This is a genomic window from Luteitalea sp. TBR-22, from assembly GCF_016865485.1.
Classification (GTDB): domain Bacteria; phylum Acidobacteriota; class Vicinamibacteria; order Vicinamibacterales; family Vicinamibacteraceae; genus Luteitalea.
Genome location: NZ_AP024452.1, coordinates 3,793,664 through 3,810,743, shown reverse-complemented (window position 1 = coordinate 3,810,743; position 17,080 = coordinate 3,793,664). Strand labels below are relative to the sequence as shown.

18 protein-coding genes and 1 tRNA gene are annotated in these 17,080 nt (G+C 69.0%); 8 read left to right on the top strand and 11 right to left on the bottom strand.

The window, feature by feature from the left end:
- Positions 1-12: 12 nt before the first annotated feature.
- The 3 genes from TBR22_RS15970 to TBR22_RS15960 all read right to left on the bottom strand — a co-directional run bounded on the left by TBR22_RS15970 (position 13) and on the right by TBR22_RS15960 (position 3,344).
- Positions 13-1,611 carry a sodium:solute symporter gene (locus TBR22_RS15970; protein ID WP_239488844.1) on the bottom strand — a complete coding sequence of 533 codons (1,599 nt, stop codon included), beginning with the start codon at positions 1,609-1,611 and terminating at the stop codon, positions 13-15.
- Between the two features lie 64 nt (positions 1,612-1,675).
- The gene (gene galK / locus TBR22_RS15965) at positions 1,676-2,791 is read right to left on the bottom strand and encodes a galactokinase (RefSeq protein ID WP_239488843.1); all 1,116 of its coding nucleotides are present in this window, start codon (positions 2,789-2,791) and stop codon (positions 1,676-1,678) included.
- Positions 2,792-2,804: 13 nt separating this feature from the next.
- The gene (locus TBR22_RS15960) at positions 2,805-3,344 is read right to left on the bottom strand and encodes a DJ-1/PfpI/YhbO family deglycase/protease (protein ID WP_239488842.1); all 540 of its coding nucleotides are present in this window, start codon (positions 3,342-3,344) and stop codon (positions 2,805-2,807) included.
- A gap of 47 nt (positions 3,345-3,391) precedes the next feature.
- On the opposite strand from TBR22_RS15960, the gene TBR22_RS15955 reads away from it, so the two are divergent.
- Positions 3,392-5,539: a thioredoxin domain-containing protein gene (locus TBR22_RS15955; RefSeq protein WP_239488841.1), complete on the top strand. Its 2,148-nt coding sequence runs from the start codon at positions 3,392-3,394 to the stop codon at positions 5,537-5,539.
- Positions 5,536-6,258 (top strand): copper homeostasis protein CutC, encoded by a 723-nt coding sequence (locus TBR22_RS15950; RefSeq protein ID WP_239488840.1) that lies wholly within the window; start codon positions 5,536-5,538, stop codon positions 6,256-6,258. The genes TBR22_RS15955 and TBR22_RS15950 overlap by 4 nt, the downstream gene beginning before the upstream one ends.
- A 49-nt stretch (positions 6,259-6,307) precedes the next feature.
- Here the strand turns inward: TBR22_RS15950 and TBR22_RS15945 are convergent, their stop codons facing one another.
- Positions 6,308-6,754 (bottom strand): hypothetical protein, encoded by a 447-nt coding sequence (locus TBR22_RS15945; protein ID WP_239488839.1) that lies wholly within the window; start codon positions 6,752-6,754, stop codon positions 6,308-6,310.
- A 134-nt stretch (positions 6,755-6,888) separates the two neighbouring features.
- On the opposite strand from TBR22_RS15945, the gene TBR22_RS15940 reads away from it, so the two are divergent.
- From TBR22_RS15940 to TBR22_RS15930, 3 genes are all read left to right on the top strand, one after another.
- Positions 6,889-7,251, top strand: a complete 363-nt coding sequence (locus TBR22_RS15940) for a hypothetical protein (protein ID WP_239488838.1) — start codon at positions 6,889-6,891, stop codon at positions 7,249-7,251.
- A 143-nt stretch (positions 7,252-7,394) separates the two neighbouring features.
- Positions 7,395-7,480 (top strand) — tRNA-Leu (locus TBR22_RS15935).
- 114 nt (positions 7,481-7,594) lie between these two features.
- The gene (locus tag TBR22_RS15930; protein ID WP_239488837.1) at positions 7,595-8,497 is read left to right on the top strand and encodes a hypothetical protein; all 903 of its coding nucleotides are present in this window, start codon (positions 7,595-7,597) and stop codon (positions 8,495-8,497) included.
- Here the strand turns inward: TBR22_RS15930 and TBR22_RS15925 are convergent.
- The 3 genes from TBR22_RS15925 to TBR22_RS26940 all read right to left on the bottom strand — a co-directional run bounded on the left by TBR22_RS15925 (position 8,461) and on the right by TBR22_RS26940 (position 10,010).
- Positions 8,461-9,411, bottom strand: a complete 951-nt coding sequence (locus tag TBR22_RS15925) for a site-specific integrase (RefSeq protein ID WP_239488836.1) — start codon at positions 9,409-9,411, stop codon at positions 8,461-8,463. The two genes, TBR22_RS15930 and TBR22_RS15925, sit on opposite strands and share 37 nt — an antisense overlap.
- 198 nt (positions 9,412-9,609) lie before the next feature.
- Positions 9,610-9,807 carry a hypothetical protein gene (locus TBR22_RS15920; RefSeq protein WP_239488835.1) on the bottom strand — a complete coding sequence of 66 codons (198 nt, stop codon included), beginning with the start codon at positions 9,805-9,807 and terminating at the stop codon, positions 9,610-9,612.
- The gene (locus TBR22_RS26940) at positions 9,804-10,010 is read right to left on the bottom strand and encodes a ribbon-helix-helix protein, CopG family (RefSeq protein WP_370651349.1); all 207 of its coding nucleotides are present in this window, start codon (positions 10,008-10,010) and stop codon (positions 9,804-9,806) included. Before TBR22_RS26940 ends, TBR22_RS15920 begins: the two co-directional genes overlap by 4 nt.
- A gap of 180 nt (positions 10,011-10,190) precedes the next feature.
- Here TBR22_RS26940 and TBR22_RS15915 point away from each other — a divergent pair, with 180 nt between their 5' ends.
- The 3 genes from TBR22_RS15915 to TBR22_RS15905 all read left to right on the top strand — a co-directional run bounded on the left by TBR22_RS15915 (position 10,191) and on the right by TBR22_RS15905 (position 11,888).
- Positions 10,191-10,919: a hypothetical protein gene (locus tag TBR22_RS15915; RefSeq protein ID WP_239488834.1), complete on the top strand. Its 729-nt coding sequence runs from the start codon at positions 10,191-10,193 to the stop codon at positions 10,917-10,919.
- Positions 10,920-10,927: 8 nt separating this feature from the next.
- The gene (locus TBR22_RS15910) at positions 10,928-11,317 is read left to right on the top strand and encodes a hypothetical protein (protein ID WP_239488833.1); all 390 of its coding nucleotides are present in this window, start codon (positions 10,928-10,930) and stop codon (positions 11,315-11,317) included.
- Positions 11,318-11,522: 205 nt separating this feature from the next.
- A complete protein-coding gene (locus tag TBR22_RS15905) occupies positions 11,523-11,888 on the top strand; it encodes a hypothetical protein (protein WP_239488832.1) in 366 nt (121 codons plus the stop codon).
- A gap of 27 nt (positions 11,889-11,915) precedes the next feature.
- Here TBR22_RS15905 and TBR22_RS15900 read toward each other — a convergent pair whose 3' ends face one another.
- From TBR22_RS15900 to TBR22_RS15885, 4 genes are all read right to left on the bottom strand, one after another.
- Entirely contained in the window at positions 11,916-13,661 is a 1,746-nt protein-coding gene (locus tag TBR22_RS15900) for a terminase large subunit domain-containing protein (protein WP_239488831.1), read from the bottom strand.
- Complete coding sequence (locus TBR22_RS15895) at positions 13,658-14,161, bottom strand: hypothetical protein (RefSeq protein WP_239488830.1); 504 nt, start codon at positions 14,159-14,161, stop codon at positions 13,658-13,660. The genes TBR22_RS15900 and TBR22_RS15895 overlap by 4 nt, the downstream gene beginning before the upstream one ends.
- A 2-nt stretch (positions 14,162-14,163) precedes the next feature.
- A complete protein-coding gene (locus TBR22_RS15890) occupies positions 14,164-15,153 on the bottom strand; it encodes a hypothetical protein (protein WP_239488829.1) in 990 nt (329 codons plus the stop codon).
- Between the two features lie 67 nt (positions 15,154-15,220).
- A complete protein-coding gene (locus TBR22_RS15885) occupies positions 15,221-16,735 on the bottom strand; it encodes a hypothetical protein (protein ID WP_239488828.1) in 1,515 nt (504 codons plus the stop codon).
- Positions 16,736-17,080: the final 345 nt, after the last annotated feature.

Genomic DNA, 17,080 nt, shown 5'->3' with positions numbered 1-17,080 from the left:
GGCCGGGCCGGCCTACCTGAACGTGATCCAGAGGGCGATCACGCCCAGCATGAGCGCCACCGACAGGGGCGCCTGCCACCGCATCGACGCACGTTCGGCCGGGGTGCGCGCGTAGCCGCCTTCGAGGGTCGCGAAGGTCAGGCCGCGGATCCGCTCGGCCTGCGGCGGCGGCGTCGCGAGCGACACCGCGACGAGCAGGGCCGTCGCGATGACGAACAGCAGGGTCGCGAAGTGCAGGAAGTTGATGGACACCAACGCGTGCAGGGCCGGCGTGTCGGCCACCCACGGCCGCGCCTTCAGCACCTCGAGCACGAAGCGGGCGCCGCCGAGCACTGCGCCGCACGCCAGGGCGGCCACCGCGCCTTCCTTGGTGGCGCGCGGCCAGAACACGCCGAACAGGAACACGACGGCGATCGGTGGGCTGATGTAGGCCGACACGCTCTGCAGGTAGACGAACACCTGCGAGTTCAGGCCGCGGATGAACGGCACCCACAGGATGCCGAGCACCACCATCACCACCGTGGCGAGTTGACCCACCCGCACCAGCTGCGCCTCGGTCGCGGCTGGTCGCAGCTTCCGGTAGACGTCGAAGGTGACCAGGGTGGAACTCGAATTGAAGGTGGCGGCCAGCGACGACATCAACGCCGCCATCAGCGCGGCGACCATCAGGCCCGTCAGGCCGGGCGGCAGCAGGCGCAGCACGAGCAGCGGATACGCGTTGTCGCCGTTGACGTCGGCATAGAGCGCCCGGGCGATGATGCCGGGCAGCACCAGCACGAACACCGGCGTCACCTTCAGCAGGCCGGCCAGCATCGTGCCGGCCCGCGCCTCCGACTCGCTGCGCGCGCCGAGCACGCGCTGCACCATCGCCTGGTCGGTGCACCAGTACCAGAGGCCGAGGATCGGCGCGCCGAAGAAGATGCCGGTCCACGGGAAGTCCGGGTGCGACACCGGCCGGATCATCGAGAAGAAGTCGGGCGGCACCTGCGCCCGCAACGCCCCCCAGCCGCCCACCTCGCGCAAGCCGAGGGCGGTGAGCACCACGGCCCCGCCGAGCAGGATGATGGCCTGCACCAACTCGGTGTAGATGACGGCCGACAGCCCGCCGGCCACCGTGTAGACGCCGGTGGAGACGACCATGATCACCGCCGACGTGTAGAAGTCCCAACCGAGCAGGGTCTCGAGCAACAGCGCGCCCGCGTACAACGAGACCGAGATCTTCGTGAAGATGTAGGCCGCCACCGAGACGCTGGTCAGGTACCACCGACACGCCGGCCCGTAGCGGCGCTCGAGGAACTCGGGCATCGTGAACACGGCGCTGCGCAGGTAGAAGGGCGTGAACACCCAGCCCAGGGTCAGCACCATGAACACCGCGAGCCACTCGAAGTGGCCGACGGCCAGGCCGGTCGTGGCGCCCGATCCCGCCAGCCCGATGAAGTGCTCGCTCGAGATGTTGGTGGCAAACAGCGACGTGCCGATGGCGAACCACCCGACGTTGCGATCGGCGAGGAAGTACGCCTGCGACGACCGCTCTCCGCGCGCGAACCAGAAGCCGATGCCGAGGATCAGCAGGAAGTACGCCGCGAGCACGGCGAAGTCGAGGCCGGTCATGTGCGGCCGATTCTAGTCGAACGCGGCCTGCGGCTCGTGCGGCGGGGAGCGACGGCCCGCGGTCCTACGCCGGCGCCGGGACGAGCACCTGCGGGGTGAGGCGCAACTCGTCGCGCGACGCCTTCGCGACGGCCGCGGCCACCCTGGCCGCGTTGCCGGCCGTCGTCAGGATGACGATGGAGCCACCGAACCCGCCGCCGGTGATCCGTGCGCCGAGCACGCCGCGCTGCGCCTGCGCGATCTCCACCATCCGGTCGATCTCGGGGATCGACACCTCGTAGTCGTCGCGCAGTGACTTGTGCGAGGCGTTCATCAACTGCCCGAACCGGGGCATGTCGCGGCGCCGCAGCGCGTCGACCGCCTCGAGCACGCGGGCGTTCTCGGTGATGACGTGCTGCACCCGCTTCTGCAGCAGCGCCGGCAGCGTCTCCAGCCGCCGCATCTCGACGTCGGTCATCTCCCGCGGTTCGTGCACCCCCAGCGCCCGGATGCCGGCCTCGAGTTCCTGCCGGCGGATGCGGTAGTGGCCCGACGAGATGCTGTGCCTGATGCCCGAGTTGACGACCGCGAACTCGGCCGTCGAGGGGATGCGCACCAGCTGCCACGAGAGGTCGCGCGTGTCGAGGAACAGCGCGTGGTGGTTGGCCCCGAGGGCGCAGGCAATCGGGTCCATCACGCCGATCGGCACGCCGATGAAGTCGGTCTCGACGCGGCGCGCCAGGCCGGCGAGCACGACGTCGTCGATCCGCAACTGGAACAGCTCGCGCAGTGCCCGCAGCACCGACACCGACAGCGACGCACTCGACGACAACCCGCTGCCGAGCGGCACCTCGGATCGGATCACCGCGTCGAAGCCGCCGACCGGATGTCCGGCCGCGCGGAGCACGGCGCTCGCGCCCTGCACGTAGTCGACCCACGATCCGCGACGCTGCTCCTCGCCGACCACGAAACGGGCCTGCTGCTCGTCGTGCGGGACCGACGCGCTCCAGACCCGTGCCGCCGGCTCGCTGTTGGCCGCGACCGCCACCGCCGTGGTCTGCGGGATCACCGTGGGCAGCACGAAGCCGCCGGAGTAGTCGGTGTGCTCCCCGATCAGGTTCACCCGGCCGGGGGCCTCGCCGATGATGGTGCGGCGGTGGCCGAGGTGCCGGATGATGTCGTGGCGCGGGATGTCGGTCACGTGGCGAGGCGCCTCAGGAGGCCGGCTGCAGGTTGCCGAGCGCCTTCAGGATCGCCGCCGCGAAGTGCGGGACGTCGTCGGCCTTGCGGGCGGTGATCACGCACCCGTCCTCGACGACCGGCCGATCGACGTACCGACCACCGGCGTTCTTGACGTCGATGGCGATCGAGGGCCAGCAGGTGATCGTGCGCCCGCCCACGGCCTTGACCGAGATGAGCAACTGCGCACCGCGGTCGATGGCGGCCACCGGCTTGCCGGCCGCGATCATGTCGCGCACCAGGTCGGTCATCGCGTGGCGCATGCGCATGCGGTCGGGGGCCCAGCCTCCGGGGATCACCACGGCGTCGAAGTCGCGCACCGTGGCCTTGCCGGCCGGCAGGTCCGCCGTCACCGCAAGGCCCTTGCGGCCGTGATAGGCGCGGCCGGCAATCGGGCCGACCAGCACGACCTCCAGTCCGGACGAGCGCAGGAGGTCGGCCGTGCCCGCCAGGTCGGCGTCCTCGAACTCATCTTCCACCAGCAGGGCCACGCGCTTGCGAGGGTCGGCAGTCACGACACGGTCTCCAGTCGGCGATATTACAACAGGGCTAAGATGGCCAGATGGCCAACCGTCTGGCTGGCGAGCGCAGTCCCTACCTGCTCCAGCATGCCGCCAATCCCGTCGACTGGTATCCGTGGGGCCCTGAGGCCCTCGCCCGTGCGCGGGCCGAGCAGAAGCCCATCTTCCTGTCGATCGGCTACAGCACGTGCCACTGGTGCCACGTGATGGAGCGCGAGTCGTTCGAGCACGCCGGCATCGCCGCGGCGCTCAACGCGCACTTCGTCAGCATCAAGGTCGACCGCGAGGAGCGTCCCGACATCGACCGTGTCTACATGCTGTTCGTGCAGGCCACGACGGGGCAGGGCGGCTGGCCGATGACCGTGTTCCTCACGCCCGACCTCGAGCCGTTCTACGGCGGCACGTACTTTCCGCCGACCGCGCGTCACGGGCGGCCCGGCCTGCTCGACGTGCTCGAGGAGATCAGCCGCACCTGGCGCGAGGAGCGCGAGCGGGTCACCACGTCGGCGGCCACGCTCGCCGATCGCCTCCGCCAGGCGACCCGCCCCGAGGCCCCGGCCGACGGCGGGGTCCACGTCGCCCCGCCCCAGGCGCTGGACGAGGGCCTGGCCGAGTACGTCAAGGCCTACGACGCGCGATGGGGCGGCTTCGGCACCGCCCCGAAGTTCCCGCGCCCGTCGGAGCTGCTGTTCCTGCTGCGGCATCACGCCCTCTCGGGGAACACCGAAGGCCTCGACATGGCGCTGGAGACGCTCCGCGCGATGAGCACGGGCGGCCTCCGGGATCACGTCGGCGGTGGCATCCACAGGTACTCGGTCGACGCCTTCTGGCGCGTGCCGCACTTCGAGAAGATGCTGTACGACCAGGCCCAGATGGTCCTGGCGCTGCTCGAGGCCGGACAGGTGTCGGGCGACCCCTTCCATGCCTCGGTGGCCGAGGACACGCTGGCCTACGTCGCGCGCGAGCTCACCGGCGCCGAGGGCGGCTTCCTGTCGGCAGAGGACGCCGACAGCGTGCCGGCCGACGAGGCCGGACGTCCCCACGCGCGGCCGTCGGAGGGCGCCTTCTACCTGTGGAGCCTCGAGGAACTGGCCGAGGCGGTCGGCGACGCGCTCGCCCCGCTCGCCGCGGCGCGGTTCGGCGTCACTGCCGAGGGCAACGCCGCCGACCCGCTCGGCGAGCTGCGCGGCCGGAACGTGCTGTACGTCGCGCGCGACATCGAGGACCTCGCCCGCGACTTCGGCCGCCCGGTGGACGAGATCATCCGCGACCTCCGCACCGTGCGGGTGCGCCTGCACGAGGCGCGCCGCCAGCGTCCGCGCCCGTCGCTCGACGACAAGGTGCTCACCGCGTGGAACGGCCTGGCCATCGCCGCCTTCGCGCGGGCGGCGCGGCAGTTGCGTGGTCGCAGCGCCCAGGCCGAGACCTGGCTGCGGGCCGCCGAGCGCGCCGCGCAGTTCGTGCGCGACACCCTGTGGGACGCCAACCGGGGCGTGCTGCTGCGGCGCTGGCGCGCCGGCGAGGCCGCCATCGACGGGTACGCCGAGGATTACGCATGCCTGGCCTGGGGGCTGCTCGAGCTGTTCGAGGCGACCGGTGACGCCGCCTGGCTCGAATGGACCCGCGACCTGCACGCGCAGCTCGACGACCGCTTCTGGGACGAGGTCGGGGGCGGATGGTTCTCGACCACCGGCGACGACCCGACGGTGCTGCTGCGCATGAAGGAGGACTACGACGGTGCCGAGCCCGCCGCCAGCGCCGTGGCCGTCATGAACCTGCTGCGCCTCGTGCACCTCATGCCCGATGCGGCCGCGCTGGCGCGCATCGAGCGTACGCTCGCCCGCGGCGGCATGGCGATCGGCAGGGCGGCGCGGGCGGTGCCGTACCTGCTTGCCGGCCTGACGACCTACCACGCCGGCATGCGGCAGGTGGTGATCGTCGGCGACCCGGCCGATCCCGCGACGCTCGCGCTGCACGACGTGGTGGCGCAGCGCTACTTGCCGTTCGCCGTCGTCGTGCCCGTGACCCCGGGCCATGCGCAGGCGCGCCTGGCCCACCTGCTGCCGTTCCTCGAGACGCTGACCCTGCGCGACCAGCGTCCGACGGCCTACGTGTGCGAGGGCTTTGCGTGCCAGGCCCCGACCACCGACCCCGACACGCTCGCGCGCCAACTGGGAGGTGCCGTGTGAGCACGGCCGGTCCGGAAACCCACCTCGAGGTCATCGTCATGTCTGTCGAGGACGCCCTTGCCGCCGAGGCCGGCGGCGCCACCCGCGTCGAGGTGGTGCGCGACATCCATGAAGACGGACTCACGCCGGACGTGCGGCTCGTCGAGGCGTTGCTGGCCCGCGTCCGCCTGCCGTTGCGCGTGATGGTGCGGCCGCGCAACACGTTCGTCGTCGGCGACGACGCGCACCGCGCCGAGATCGCGCGCGATGCCGCTGCGTTGGCCGATCTCCCGGTGGATGTCGTCACCGGCTACGTGCGACCGGCCGCCGACGGCGGCACCGAGCTCGACGAGGCGGCGCTCGCACTGGTCGCCGAGCGCGTGCCGCGGGCGCGCCTCACGGTGCATCGCGCCGTCGAACGGCTCACGGTGGATCCCGCGGCGGCGCTGCATCGGTGCGCGCAGGTCGATCGGGTGTTGTCGGCCGGCGCGGGGACCACCTGGGCCGAGCGCGCCGTGGCGCTCGCGCGCCTGCAGGCCGCCATCGAACCGGTGCGGGTGATTGTCGGTGGTGGGGTCTCGTCGGAGGCGGTGGCCGCGCTCTCGGCGGTCGGCACGCTCCACGAACTGCACGTCGGACGCCTCGCGCGCACTGGCGAGACCTTCGCCGCGCCGGTCGATGCCGGGATCGTTGCGGCGCTGCGCGCCCGCTGGTTCTCGCGGGAGTCCTCGCGCGCCTGACGGCAGGCCTCTCCGGTCTACCGACAGCCGCCTGCCTGCCCGCCCGTCCTCACCCCTGTCGCGCCCGTTGGAGGCGTGCGACGCGGTCGTCGTCCATCTGCACGGCCAGTTCGGTGACGTGACCGTCGATGTCGATGGTGATCGCCAGGTCGGCGTTGGCCACCCAGGTCTCTCCGGTGTCGCGGAGCACGCCGCTCAGGTCCACGTGCCCGGTGGCGAGCCCGTGATGGACGTCGAGGTTGCGCAGCGCGACCTCGGGCGTCGTGAGCGTGTAGTGCAGGGCCTTGGCCAGGAGCCGGTAGCCGCCTGGCCCGCGGGCCACCAGCCGCACGAGCGGGTCCGATGGCGGGCGACCCAGGGTGTCCTCGTACGCGGTGCCGTTGAGACGGAAGGTGGCGTCCTTGTGGAGCAGCCCGTCGGGCAGGTCGAGACTGCCGCGGTTGAACGTCGCCACCCACTCGGCCATGCGGCCGACGAATTCCCCGGGCGTCAACACGGGGCGAGTGTAGCAGGGCAGCAGGGGCGACGGACCCGGGCCGCGGGGCTGCCCCCGTACGGGCGCGCTGACAAGCCCGGCGCTTTGTGTAATTCTGATCGCTTGGCAGGTCTGCAAGATTCCCTGGAGGGGACGTGACGTACCAGGTCGAGATCATGTTGCGCGGCAACGAGCGGGTGTTCACCGAGACCGTGCACCACATCGGGGGCGCCGATCCCGCGGCGTGGACCGCCGACGACGCGAGCACGGTGATGCACTCCACGCTGAAGGCGATTGACCGCGCGATCAATCCCGGCCGCGCCGACGAGCCCGTGACGACGTTCCACGGCATCAACTGGATCGTCAGCCCGTACGAGAACGGCGCGGTGCTGGCGCTGGAGATTCACAGCGCGTCGGCGGTGGCGGGGCCCTTCGCGCTGCCGCCGCAGCAGCTCGAGGCCCTGCTCAACGAGGCGGTCAAGCAGCCGGGCGCGGCCTCGGGCGGCGTGGTGCACTAGCAAATGCCGTGATGCGGCGATGCAGCGATGTGGCGATCCTCTGCATGTAGCCGTCGCCCTTGGGCGACGGTCAGGGATGGCTCCGCCAAGCGCACGAAGGCCGCAGGTATGACCGCGAGTGCGTGGGGTAGCGCGCCCGCAGCGCCGGGATGGCGAAACTGGCAGACGCACGGGACTTAAAATCCCTTGTCGCGCAAGCGACGTGCGGGTTCGATTCCCGCTCCCGGCACTTTAAAATCAATGACTTGCGGCGAATGTTTGGTGAGATCGATCTGGTCGGATTCGTCGCAGTGTCCCACTTTTGTCCCATCGCCTCGTACCAGTGCCGCCCCGAACTGACTGGATGCGCTGGGTGGACGAGGAAGGGCTCGACGCCTACGTGCGCGAGCGGCTGGCCCAGTGGGACGAGCTTCGGCGTCGGGTCGGATTCACGGACCTGCTGGGACGTATCCTGCACTGGCGACGCCTCGGCAGCCTGCGCCAGAGAATCGCAGCCATCGGACCGCGTTCGCGCCAATTGCCAGAATTCGGCGAACTGGAACTGACCTTCTTACTGAATCCTGACTGGGTCGAACCCATCGACCGCTACCTCCGCGTTCTGCACGCGGATCTGGCCCGGCGCCGTCTCTTGCCGCTCTACAGTCACTTCGAAGGGCAGCTTGCTCGTGACGCCGTGCCGCGGCTTGCTGAACTGAATCTCTATGGGGCAGTCGCAGGTGTCTTGCCGGTCGAGGCGTTCCCTCGTATCGGCGTAGGCAATAGGCGGTCGGACATGGCCGTCCAGGTGGAGGGGCGGACCGTCTACATCGAGGTGACGGTATTGCAGGCAAGCAGAGCCACGATGGAGGAGTTGGCCGCCATGAGGCGACTGGGCCTGTCCTACATGAGTGGGTCTGGGAGGGCGGACGCCGACGTTGGTCGGCTACTAGGCAAGGTCGCCCACGAACTGGGGCAAGTCGCGCCGGGGCAGGCCAACATGATCGTGGTGCTCCAGGACCATCCGGAAGCACCCTTCGATGAGTGGTACGTCCAAGCCACAAATGACGGCCTATCGGGCGACTTCGAGGCGATGGACCCGACCCACCGGGATAGTCTCCAGCATCTCGACAGCATTGTCCTATGCGGTCGCCGCCATGTTCGGGCCGTTTGCGTCAACGCCACCGCGGCCTCGACGGCTGCACTGACGCTGACGCAGCGTCGCGCGTTGGTTCAAGCCTTCCGCTTGCCTGACGTGATGATGCGCTGACGGTTGGCGGTCGCGCCCGACGCGGCCAGTCTGGCGACGGCCCCACGCAGGTCGGCCTCGTTGACGATGTCGTAACGGTCGAATACGGACCGGGTCTTGTGGCCGGTCAACTGCATGGCGACCCGTTCCGGCACGCCGGCCCGGACGAGGTTCCGGACGGCCGTGCGGCGGAAGTCGTGCGGGATGCGGCCCGGCACGCCTGCGGCCTTGCAGGCCTTCGCCCACGCGCCCCGGAAGGACCGGATAGGCTGCCCGTCCCGGTGGAACACGAACGGGCATAGCACGCCCTTACGTTGCAGGCGGTCGGCCTCGGCGCGCTGGTCTTCCAGCACCTTCCGCAGTTCCGGCAGCACATCAAAGGGGAACGTCCGGCCCTCGTCGTTCTTCGTGGCGCCGACATCGAGCCGGACCGTGCCGGCCTGCCAGTCCACCTGTCGCCATTCGAGCGGGCGGACCTCCGAGGGCACCCGCCAGCCGGTGCAGTAGGCAAACGTGACGAGCGGGCGGATCTCCTCGGGCAGGTGCGCCCGGACGGACTCGAACTGGTCGCGCTCGAAGAACCCGGTGCGGACGTTCCGCTCGCGCAGCATCGGGACGTGCGGCACCTGCTGCACCTTGCCGGCCTGCAGGGCCAGGCGTAGGCCTCGCTTGAGGATCGCCAGTTCCCGATTGACCGTCGCGGCCTTCGCGCCGGGAATGGCCTCGGCGGTCTCGTCGCCTTCGTCGGCCCGGACTTCGGCCTGACGCTTCGCCACGTAGGCGCGCAGGTCCGCGGTCGTCAGGCTACTGACCCGGCGCCCACCGAACGCCGGCTTGAGATGCAGCTTCCATCGGCGCTCGACCTCGGCCCGCGTCCGCTTGCCGTTCGCGACGTAGTCGTTGATCACGTCCTGCACAATGTCGTCGACGAGCACCCGGTGCATCGACGGCGACACGGCGATCCCCTTGGCGACGTCGCCCTCGCGGAGCTTGAGGAGGCGTGCGGCGTCCTGCTTCAACTTGCTGCCCGACGACTCCTCGAACCGGCGCCCATCGCGGTTGTAGCGGATCCACCAGATCCGGCCTCGCAGTTTCAGTTCACCCATGATGCGTTCCCATCCTCGTGGTGGGCGTCAGTGCAGAGTCCCGCGCTCGATGGCGCGCTCGATCAGGAGCGTCAAGGTCTCGCTCATCTCGTCCAGGCGGCGCGCGATGGTGTCGACGTTCGTTCCCTTGCGGAGGTCCTTGGCCAGGTGCGGCAAGGTCGCAGCCACGCGCGACAACTGCTGAGCCTCTGGACCGCTAAAGGTGACGTGCTTCGGGGCGCTCATCTGGTGCGCTCCCCGCGCGTCTGCCATGGGCGAGTGCTCTTCAGTGCTGCTGAACCATGGCGGTGGTACGACCGCACCCACTTGATTAGCGCTTCGCGGATCTGTTCGGAGACGGTGGCGCCCGTCTCATTCCTTATCGCTTCGAGTTCAGCGAGCAGATCCGGATCGATCCGGAAATTAACCAACTTCTTTGCCGTTCGCATTCCGAAGTGTAAAGACAATTGTCTTTACATTCAAGCCGGATCAACGTTGCTGGGTAGGGCTACCTACTTCATTGGCACCATCGAGGGGCGACACTTGAAGAAACGGGTGCGTGACGCCGATGAGTGGCTAGACAGGCGGCAGCGGCCGGGCTATCGTCTACCGGTTCCCTCTACTAGAAGATGACGGCCTACAGAACGCGCTCTAATCCTGCCGGGGCGTATTGGGCCCAACGCCACGTTGGGGCACGGGCTGCGCTGAATCTGCGGTTCGGCGGCATCGATGACGATATCGAGCGGATCTTCCTCGGCCTTCGCGGGCGAGAACTGGGCCTCCTGCTAGCCCGCTATGCGGAGCGTCACGGCCAGAGCGCGGCGCAGTACGCGAGAGCGACCCTGCCGAAGTGGAGAACCGGAGCGGTGAAGCTCAGTGGTCAGACGGCCGCGCGCCTGCTTGACTTGGTGCCGCCCTACCTTGATTTCGAGCTGCGCTTCAAGCTCATCAAGAAGCTTCGCGATGCCCGGCTCCAGAAATTGGAGTTGTATGTCACCTGCACACCTGAAGACTGGCGTGCCATCGTGCGTCCAGCTGTCGCCCAAGTGATCGAGCATTACCGTTCCCAGGAACTGCCCTCCGATGTCAGGAACACGGCCACGTGGCTTGCCGACAACGACTCCAAAGCCGCACAGCAACTGCTGACCCGCGCTGCTGAAGAGCAAGCGCAGATTCGCACCAGCCTCCTAGAGGCTGAGTTCCAGCGCATGCAGGCCTTTGTCGCCGCCCATGAGGGGCGTCGCGTCAACGTGATGCACGTTATCGAACTACCTGTTGGGCGGGTGCATGTCGGATTGCGAAGCAGGCGCCGTCCAGGGCTTGCCGGTGTATGGGACGCCATCGCGGACTTCTTTTAGTGAGAGACATGGCAAACAAGAACGAACAGGATCTGACGTCTTTGGTTCCGAACGCGCCTCAGGCCAAGAGGGCGAACCTAATGGACAAGGATGTCAAGGCGATCTCGACCAGTGACAGCCACGCATTCGGCAAACAGGTCAGGAACGAACAGCTGGCTCTTGACGTGGCTGCGAAGCAGTCGGATCAGAAGTTCGCCGACAGTACGCGGGACATGGCGCGCGACGTCCAGATGGTGCGCGGCCTGGAAGCGGCCACCAAAGGCGACTACACGGTCAACTCTGAGTACCACACCGCCAGTGGTAGGACGACGGTTACTGTCAGAAAGAACAGCAATACCGCCGCGATGGTCATTGCGGTGATTGTTGGAATCGTGATTCTGTTCCTGTTGAACCGCTGACGTCGTGGCCCGCGTTGCGATTGACCCGGCCGGCGCGAAACTGATGCGATACCTCGCGTTGGCAATCGGAATTGCCGTTCTGGCCAGTGCGGCAATGCGCTTCGTTGCTGCACCCACTGCACCCGTAACGCCCCAAGTGCCCACTGCACAGGGAGGGCCGACTCAACAGCCTCAGGGGTCGCCAGTCGCTCAGGTCCCCACCGCCATGACGGCTTTGCTGCTTCCAACTCTTGAGCTGTGCGTTTCGGTAGATGACTTGGAAGCGCGATGGAGTAAGGCACTGGCGAAGGAACTGCGTGGCGAGCAGGAGTTCCAGATCGAAGGCGGTCGCATCGATGTCGTCACTCCTCGATTTGCAATCGAGGTGGACTTCCTTCGAAAGTGGCACGAGGGGATCGGTCAGGCATTGCACTATGCCTCCTCGACTGGAAAGCTCCCGATGGTCGCCCTAATACTGCCGGAGTCGGCACAGTCGATTTCCGCCTCGACGCTTGAAACATTGAGCCTGATTGAGCGTCTCGCGAGTGAGCAACGCATTCGGCTGCTGCTGCTCAGTCCTCGCAATTGCTAAAGCGGACTGCCACAGTCTGCCGCCCGGTCAGCCGTACCCTTCGAGTCGCTGCACGCACCGCTCCATCCGTCTCGCAGCCACGAACGTGCTCGGTTTCATGTAGCGCGCGGTGAACGTGCGCAGGTCGGTCCGCTCGATGTCGCGCCGGTCCTCGTCGGTCGCGGCGGCGTCGAGTTGCCGACGGCGCCACGCCTGGAACTGCGCCTCGCTGGCGACACGGGCCGGGCAGGTATAGCACCCGTCGCCCATCAGTTCGCCACGGCCCCCGAACAGGAAGCATTCGCGCAGCGCGTGCGGGTTGCCTCTTGGCCGGGCCGCTTCCTGGCACACGGTCATCGACGGCATGACGGGCACGCCGATCTGCCCGTGCGCGCCGCCGGCGGCCAGTTGGAGCGCGACGGCGAGGTCGTCATGCTGCGCGGCGCCGCGGCCCTTGCCGGATTGGAACCGGACCAACGTGCGCGACCCGCGCGTGCGGATGTCCTCGGCCTGTAGGCTTTCCAACTGGACGCGCAGGTCGGTGGCCGCCGGCGGGATCGTGATCAACCGGTCGGCGAACAGGGCCTTGAGTTGCGTGGCCGCGGCATCGAGTTGGTGCGGGCCGAACGTCACCAGTTCGCACGGGATGTCGGCGCGCTGGAACCGTTCGACCATGTGCAGCGACTGCCAGGAGTCGGCGCGCAGCACCTTGAGCCGGTACGTCTTCGCCAGCGCGATCACGTCCTGCTCGACGGCATGGAGGCTCACACGCTGCGACGGTGTCGGCACCCACTGCCGGACCACGTCCACCACAAACCGGGTCTGCGCGTCCACATGGCCGATCACGAAGGCCGCCCAATCGCGACTCACGCCGAGGTCGAGGCCGGCATAGTACGTCTGCCGCGGATCCGGCGCGCCGTCGGTGGTGTGCGCTTTGATGGCGTCGAGGATCTCGTCTGGGGCAAGGAACGGATCCTCCGCAATGGCCGGCAGGTTCTGAATCAGCCGGCGGAACTGCGACGGGCGCAACATGCGCCGCTGCGACTCGACGTACTTCTCGGTGATCCACGGCACCTCGCGCCAGGCGTCCGGTCCCGACAGGTGCAACGCATACAGGTGCGGATCGTCGCCCTTGGCGACGCGCTGCATGAGGTCGTACCAGGGCACGCCCTCGCGCTGCTGTGAGAGCAGGCCCGCATAGGACGCGTACACGGTCAACGGCGAGTTGCGGGCCGGACTGACGGCCAGACTTTCCAGAATTTCAGCCGACGCGCCCTCGATTCCCCACGCCTCATCGAAGCACACCAGTGTGTGGTTGGTGCCGTGCAGGCCCTTGATATCGCGGGGCACCGCGCGCAGGACATGCTCGATCTGGAACAAACCGCCGGTACGCTCCTCGCGGACCTCCTCGCGATACACGATCTCGGACCGCAGCACCTGGCACATTTGCGACAGCAACGGATCACGCTCGACGATGCGCTTGCAGGTCTGGAACGTCACGTCGCGGGCCTGCGCGAGGTCGTTGGCAACGAGGATTACCTCGCGGTCGTGCGGATTGAGATCGTCGGCGATCAGGCCCCACAGCAGCAGCACCGCGCAGCTTGAGGACTTGCCGGCCTTCTTCGGCAGACTGATCACGATCTCGCGGAACTGGCGTTGCCCGGTCTCGTCGCGCTGATCGACCGCGTCGAACATGGCGGCCTGCGCCGGGTACAGCTTCATGCGCGCCAGTCGGCCACGCTGCGTCGGGTCGGGCAGGCGCACGAACCGATCAATGAACTCTCGTGGCGTCATGCGTCCTCCGGATCGGGCGCCCGATAGTCGGCCAGCGACGGCAGGACCGGCCGGCGGGGGAGCGCGTCCCGTCCGGCCTTCGGCAGGCCGAGGGCCTGCGCAATGCGCGTCTGCCGCTCGGTGAGCCGGATGTAACTGTCGAGGCACCGCTTCGTCTTGCCGGTGGCGGTCAACGGGCCGGCGCCGTCCATCAGCTTGTCGAACATGCACGCCACCAGGCCGTCGAGTTCACAGAACCGGCGGACGAGGCCGCGCTGCGCCAGCGTGACCTCGAACCCTTGCCGGCGTTGCAGTTCCGCCTCCATGTCGACGCACGCGTCGGCCAGGGCCTGCGTCACGCCGGCCTTCATGAGCAGGGCCTCGCGCTGGCGATCCCGTGCGCGCAACAAGCCGGCATACGCGCCGGTCTTCAGCGAGGCCGTGTTGCCCTTCTGGAACTGCGTGCGCTTGCCGATGCTCGGGTCGAACGGGCGCGCGGGGCCGGTGGGCGTGTCGCGCATGGTCAGCCGCGCCCCTGTGACGGCGCCGCCAGCAGACGGGCCTGCCGCACGTCGGCGAGTACCGGTCGCCAGGCCTCGCGCGCGGCGGTCCGCACGTCCCGCAGCGTCGTCGTGATCTGTTCGGCCAGGGCGGGCGGGATGATGGGCTGGTCCATCGGGACGCCGGCCCGCTCGGCCACCGTGATCTGCCGCAGCAGCCGGCGGGCCTGTTGGGTGTAGGCCTGCCACGCGTCTGCCGTCGCGCGTTCGGCCTCGCGGACGTGCGGCGGGATGCGGCCCTCGACGGCGTCGTGGAAGGCCTGCGCGAGGGCCTGCAGGCGCTTGGCGTCCTCCGGGCGGCCTTGCGCCTTGGCGACGCCGGCATCGGCCCGCAGCGCGGCCAGACGGTCGCCGAGCAGGTCCTGCGCCCGCTGCCGCGCGTGCGCATTCGGGTTCGTCGTCAGGTGCCGCAGCAGCACCTCGGGCGCCGCATCGGCGGGCACGTCCAACGCGGCGAGGATCCGCTGCTGCGTGTCGAGCAGTTGCTGCGTCGTCGGGTCGGCACCCGGCGCGGGCGGTGGAATCGGCACCTGGCGCCGTCGGGTGTACGCGGCGTCGAGGGCGCGCGTGCCTTCGTGCAGCGCGGCGACGACCTGCGTCTTGACTTCCGCCATGCGTGCCGCGCGTCGTTCGGCGACCTCCCGCGACAGCGCGACGCGGGCCTTGGTGCGCATGTCGTCCAGCTTGACGGACGCGGCCCCGCGGAAGTCCTGCAGGTGCTGCGTGACCCGTCGCCCGACTTCGTGCTCGATGGTCTCGGGCGGGACCGCGGCCAGGTCGGCCAGCGCGGCGGCGGTCAGACTCACCACGTTGGAGAACGCCTCGGCGTGCGGCAGGTCAGCATCGGCCGGCAGGGTCGGCCCGAACCCGGCCAGGTGGTCGATCACGTCGGGCGCGTACGTCGGCGGGATGGGCGCCGTCTCGGGCGTCCGGAAGATGTCAGCGGTCAGCATGTCGTCTCCAGTCAGCAGGGGCGGGCCGGCCGGCGTCGTCGCATCGGTCCGGCCCGGTGTGGATGTGTCAGGCGATCTCACGGGCAGATGGCGCATTGGTCGCGCGCGTCAGCCGGTCGGCCAGGGCCTGCCGGTTCGCCAGGCGCATCTCCTCCGCGGTCGGGATCGCGTCCACCTCGGCCGTGATGGCCTCGCGCTGGTCCTCACTCAGGCCGGGCAGGAGCTTCTCGACGAGGCGGGCGCTGTGCTCACGCCGGAACGTGCGGGACTCGCCGAGCGGCAAGGCCAGCGCGGCCTGTGACTGCGCAAGCACGACCGAGAAGTCGTCCATCTCGAACGACGCCGGCCACACGATCTCCAAGCCGGCGCGGTCCCATTCGGCCTGCCAGCGCTCCGGGCCGTACGTCCCGCGGAACCAGAGTTGCGCCAGGGTCAGTTCCGCGCGCTGCAGTTCGTCGGCGTACCCGCCGAGCACGGTCTCGAAGTCAGCCCGCTTCAGCCGGCGCGCCTCGGCCGATTCCGCCTCGCGACTGTCCTGGTCGTATGGCGTGGCGGTCAGCCGGCAGATGTGCCGGATCAACTGCGCGATCACGTCCATGTACGCCGTGACGTTCTTGACGTCCGCGCTGATGTACGCGGCGGGCTGCGTGCTGAACAGGACCGACGTGGTGCCGGCCGACTGGCCGAGCAGAGCCTGCGCCTGTTCCAGCGTCGTGGACGGGCCGCCCTCCGACGACGTGCCCAACGGGACGTTGAGGATGGAGAACGTCTGCTTGCGCAGCAGTTCCCGGACCTCGCTGGTCAGGTTGTACAGGTCGATGTAGAGCATCGGGTCGTACAACGCGGACTGGCCGATCACGGCGTGGCCGGCCCGACGATGCGCGTAGATCGGGACGACAGGCAGCGCACCGAACCCGTGATCGACCTCCACCAGCGAGGCCGGTTCGAGGACATCGCCGGACACGAACCGGCGCGCACCGGTGGGGCGGACCTGCGTCACCAGGCGCAGCGTGCTCTGTGCGGACTGGCCGAACTCGGCGCGCGGGACGGCCTCCTCCAACTGGACGCCGGACAAGGCGCCGGTCTCGTCGGTCAACCAGTCCGTAACGCTCAACGGGTCGAACGTGTGCAACCGAAGCGGCGCCCGGTCCGCACCGGTCGGGCCGTCGTCGGCCGCCCTGTCGATCACGCTGAAGACGTGCCCGAAGATGAGCGCGGACCGGTACGCCTCGCGCAGGTACTCGGTCATGGGCTGGCCGGCCCCGGTCACGTCGCGCACCCATGCCAGGTACGGGTGCCCCTCGACGCGGCACCGACGGACCGGCCCCTGCCGGAACAGCGCGGCCAGCTTCGTCTCGACGATCAGGGTCGCCAGGAAGTCGTACCGCGCGAGTCGCTTCCGTTCGAGCAGCTTGGGCGTCGGGATGCGCGGCGTCTCGGCGTCGTGATCCTTCCACTCGCGCGGATGCGGGATCAGGTAGTCGCCGGACAGGAACCCGCCGGACCCGTCGGCCACGTCGGCCAGTTGCTGCCAGCGCGTGCGGAACAGGGAGTAGTCGGGATGGGTGCTCACGTCGGTCACGGGGGAAGTCTCCTCAGTTCAGTCGGGGAAGGGCTGCGCCTGTCGGGCCGTTGCAGGGCCTCGGCGCCGATAGCGGTTCAGCAGAACGGGCACGGCGGCCAAGTGCGAGGCCCGGCCGCGGCGCCGGATCGGCAGGGCGGTCATGGGACAGCCGTGGGACAGTCCCGTCAGAATGTGCGGAATTTGGGCGGAAAATGCGGGGCAGACGCTGGTACAGGGATTCTTTATCCCGTGCGCCTGCCCGGTCGTCGGGTCGGCCGGCGTCGACGAGTCATGGGGAAGCCAACGACTCGACGTGCATGTCGGGCTGGTACACGCACGGGTCGCCGATGTGCCGGGCGGGAT

Coding starts and splice junctions, on each gene's coding strand:
- TBR22_RS15930 (WP_239488837.1), top strand. CDS start 7,595: ATGCGCTGGGTGGACGAGGAAGGGCTCGACGCCTACGTGCGCGAGCGG.
- TBR22_RS15955 (WP_239488841.1), top strand. CDS start 3,392: ATGGCCAACCGTCTGGCTGGCGAGCGCAGTCCCTACCTGCTCCAGCAT.
- TBR22_RS15890 (WP_239488829.1), bottom strand. CDS start 15,153: ATGCTGACCGCTGACATCTTCCGGACGCCCGAGACGGCGCCCATCCCG.
- TBR22_RS15910 (WP_239488833.1), top strand. CDS start 10,928: ATGGCAAACAAGAACGAACAGGATCTGACGTCTTTGGTTCCGAACGCG.
- TBR22_RS15895 (WP_239488830.1), bottom strand. CDS start 14,161: ATGCGCGACACGCCCACCGGCCCCGCGCGCCCGTTCGACCCGAGCATC.
- TBR22_RS15915 (WP_239488834.1), top strand. CDS start 10,191: ATGACGGCCTACAGAACGCGCTCTAATCCTGCCGGGGCGTATTGGGCC.
- TBR22_RS15900 (WP_239488831.1), bottom strand. CDS start 13,661: ATGACGCCACGAGAGTTCATTGATCGGTTCGTGCGCCTGCCCGACCCG.
- TBR22_RS15905 (WP_239488832.1), top strand. CDS start 11,523: ATGACGGCTTTGCTGCTTCCAACTCTTGAGCTGTGCGTTTCGGTAGAT.
- TBR22_RS15970 (WP_239488844.1), bottom strand. CDS start 1,611: ATGACCGGCCTCGACTTCGCCGTGCTCGCGGCGTACTTCCTGCTGATC.
- TBR22_RS15920 (WP_239488835.1), bottom strand. CDS start 9,807: ATGAGCGCCCCGAAGCACGTCACCTTTAGCGGTCCAGAGGCTCAGCAG.
- TBR22_RS26940 (WP_370651349.1), bottom strand. CDS start 10,010: ATGCGAACGGCAAAGAAGTTGGTTAATTTCCGGATCGATCCGGATCTG.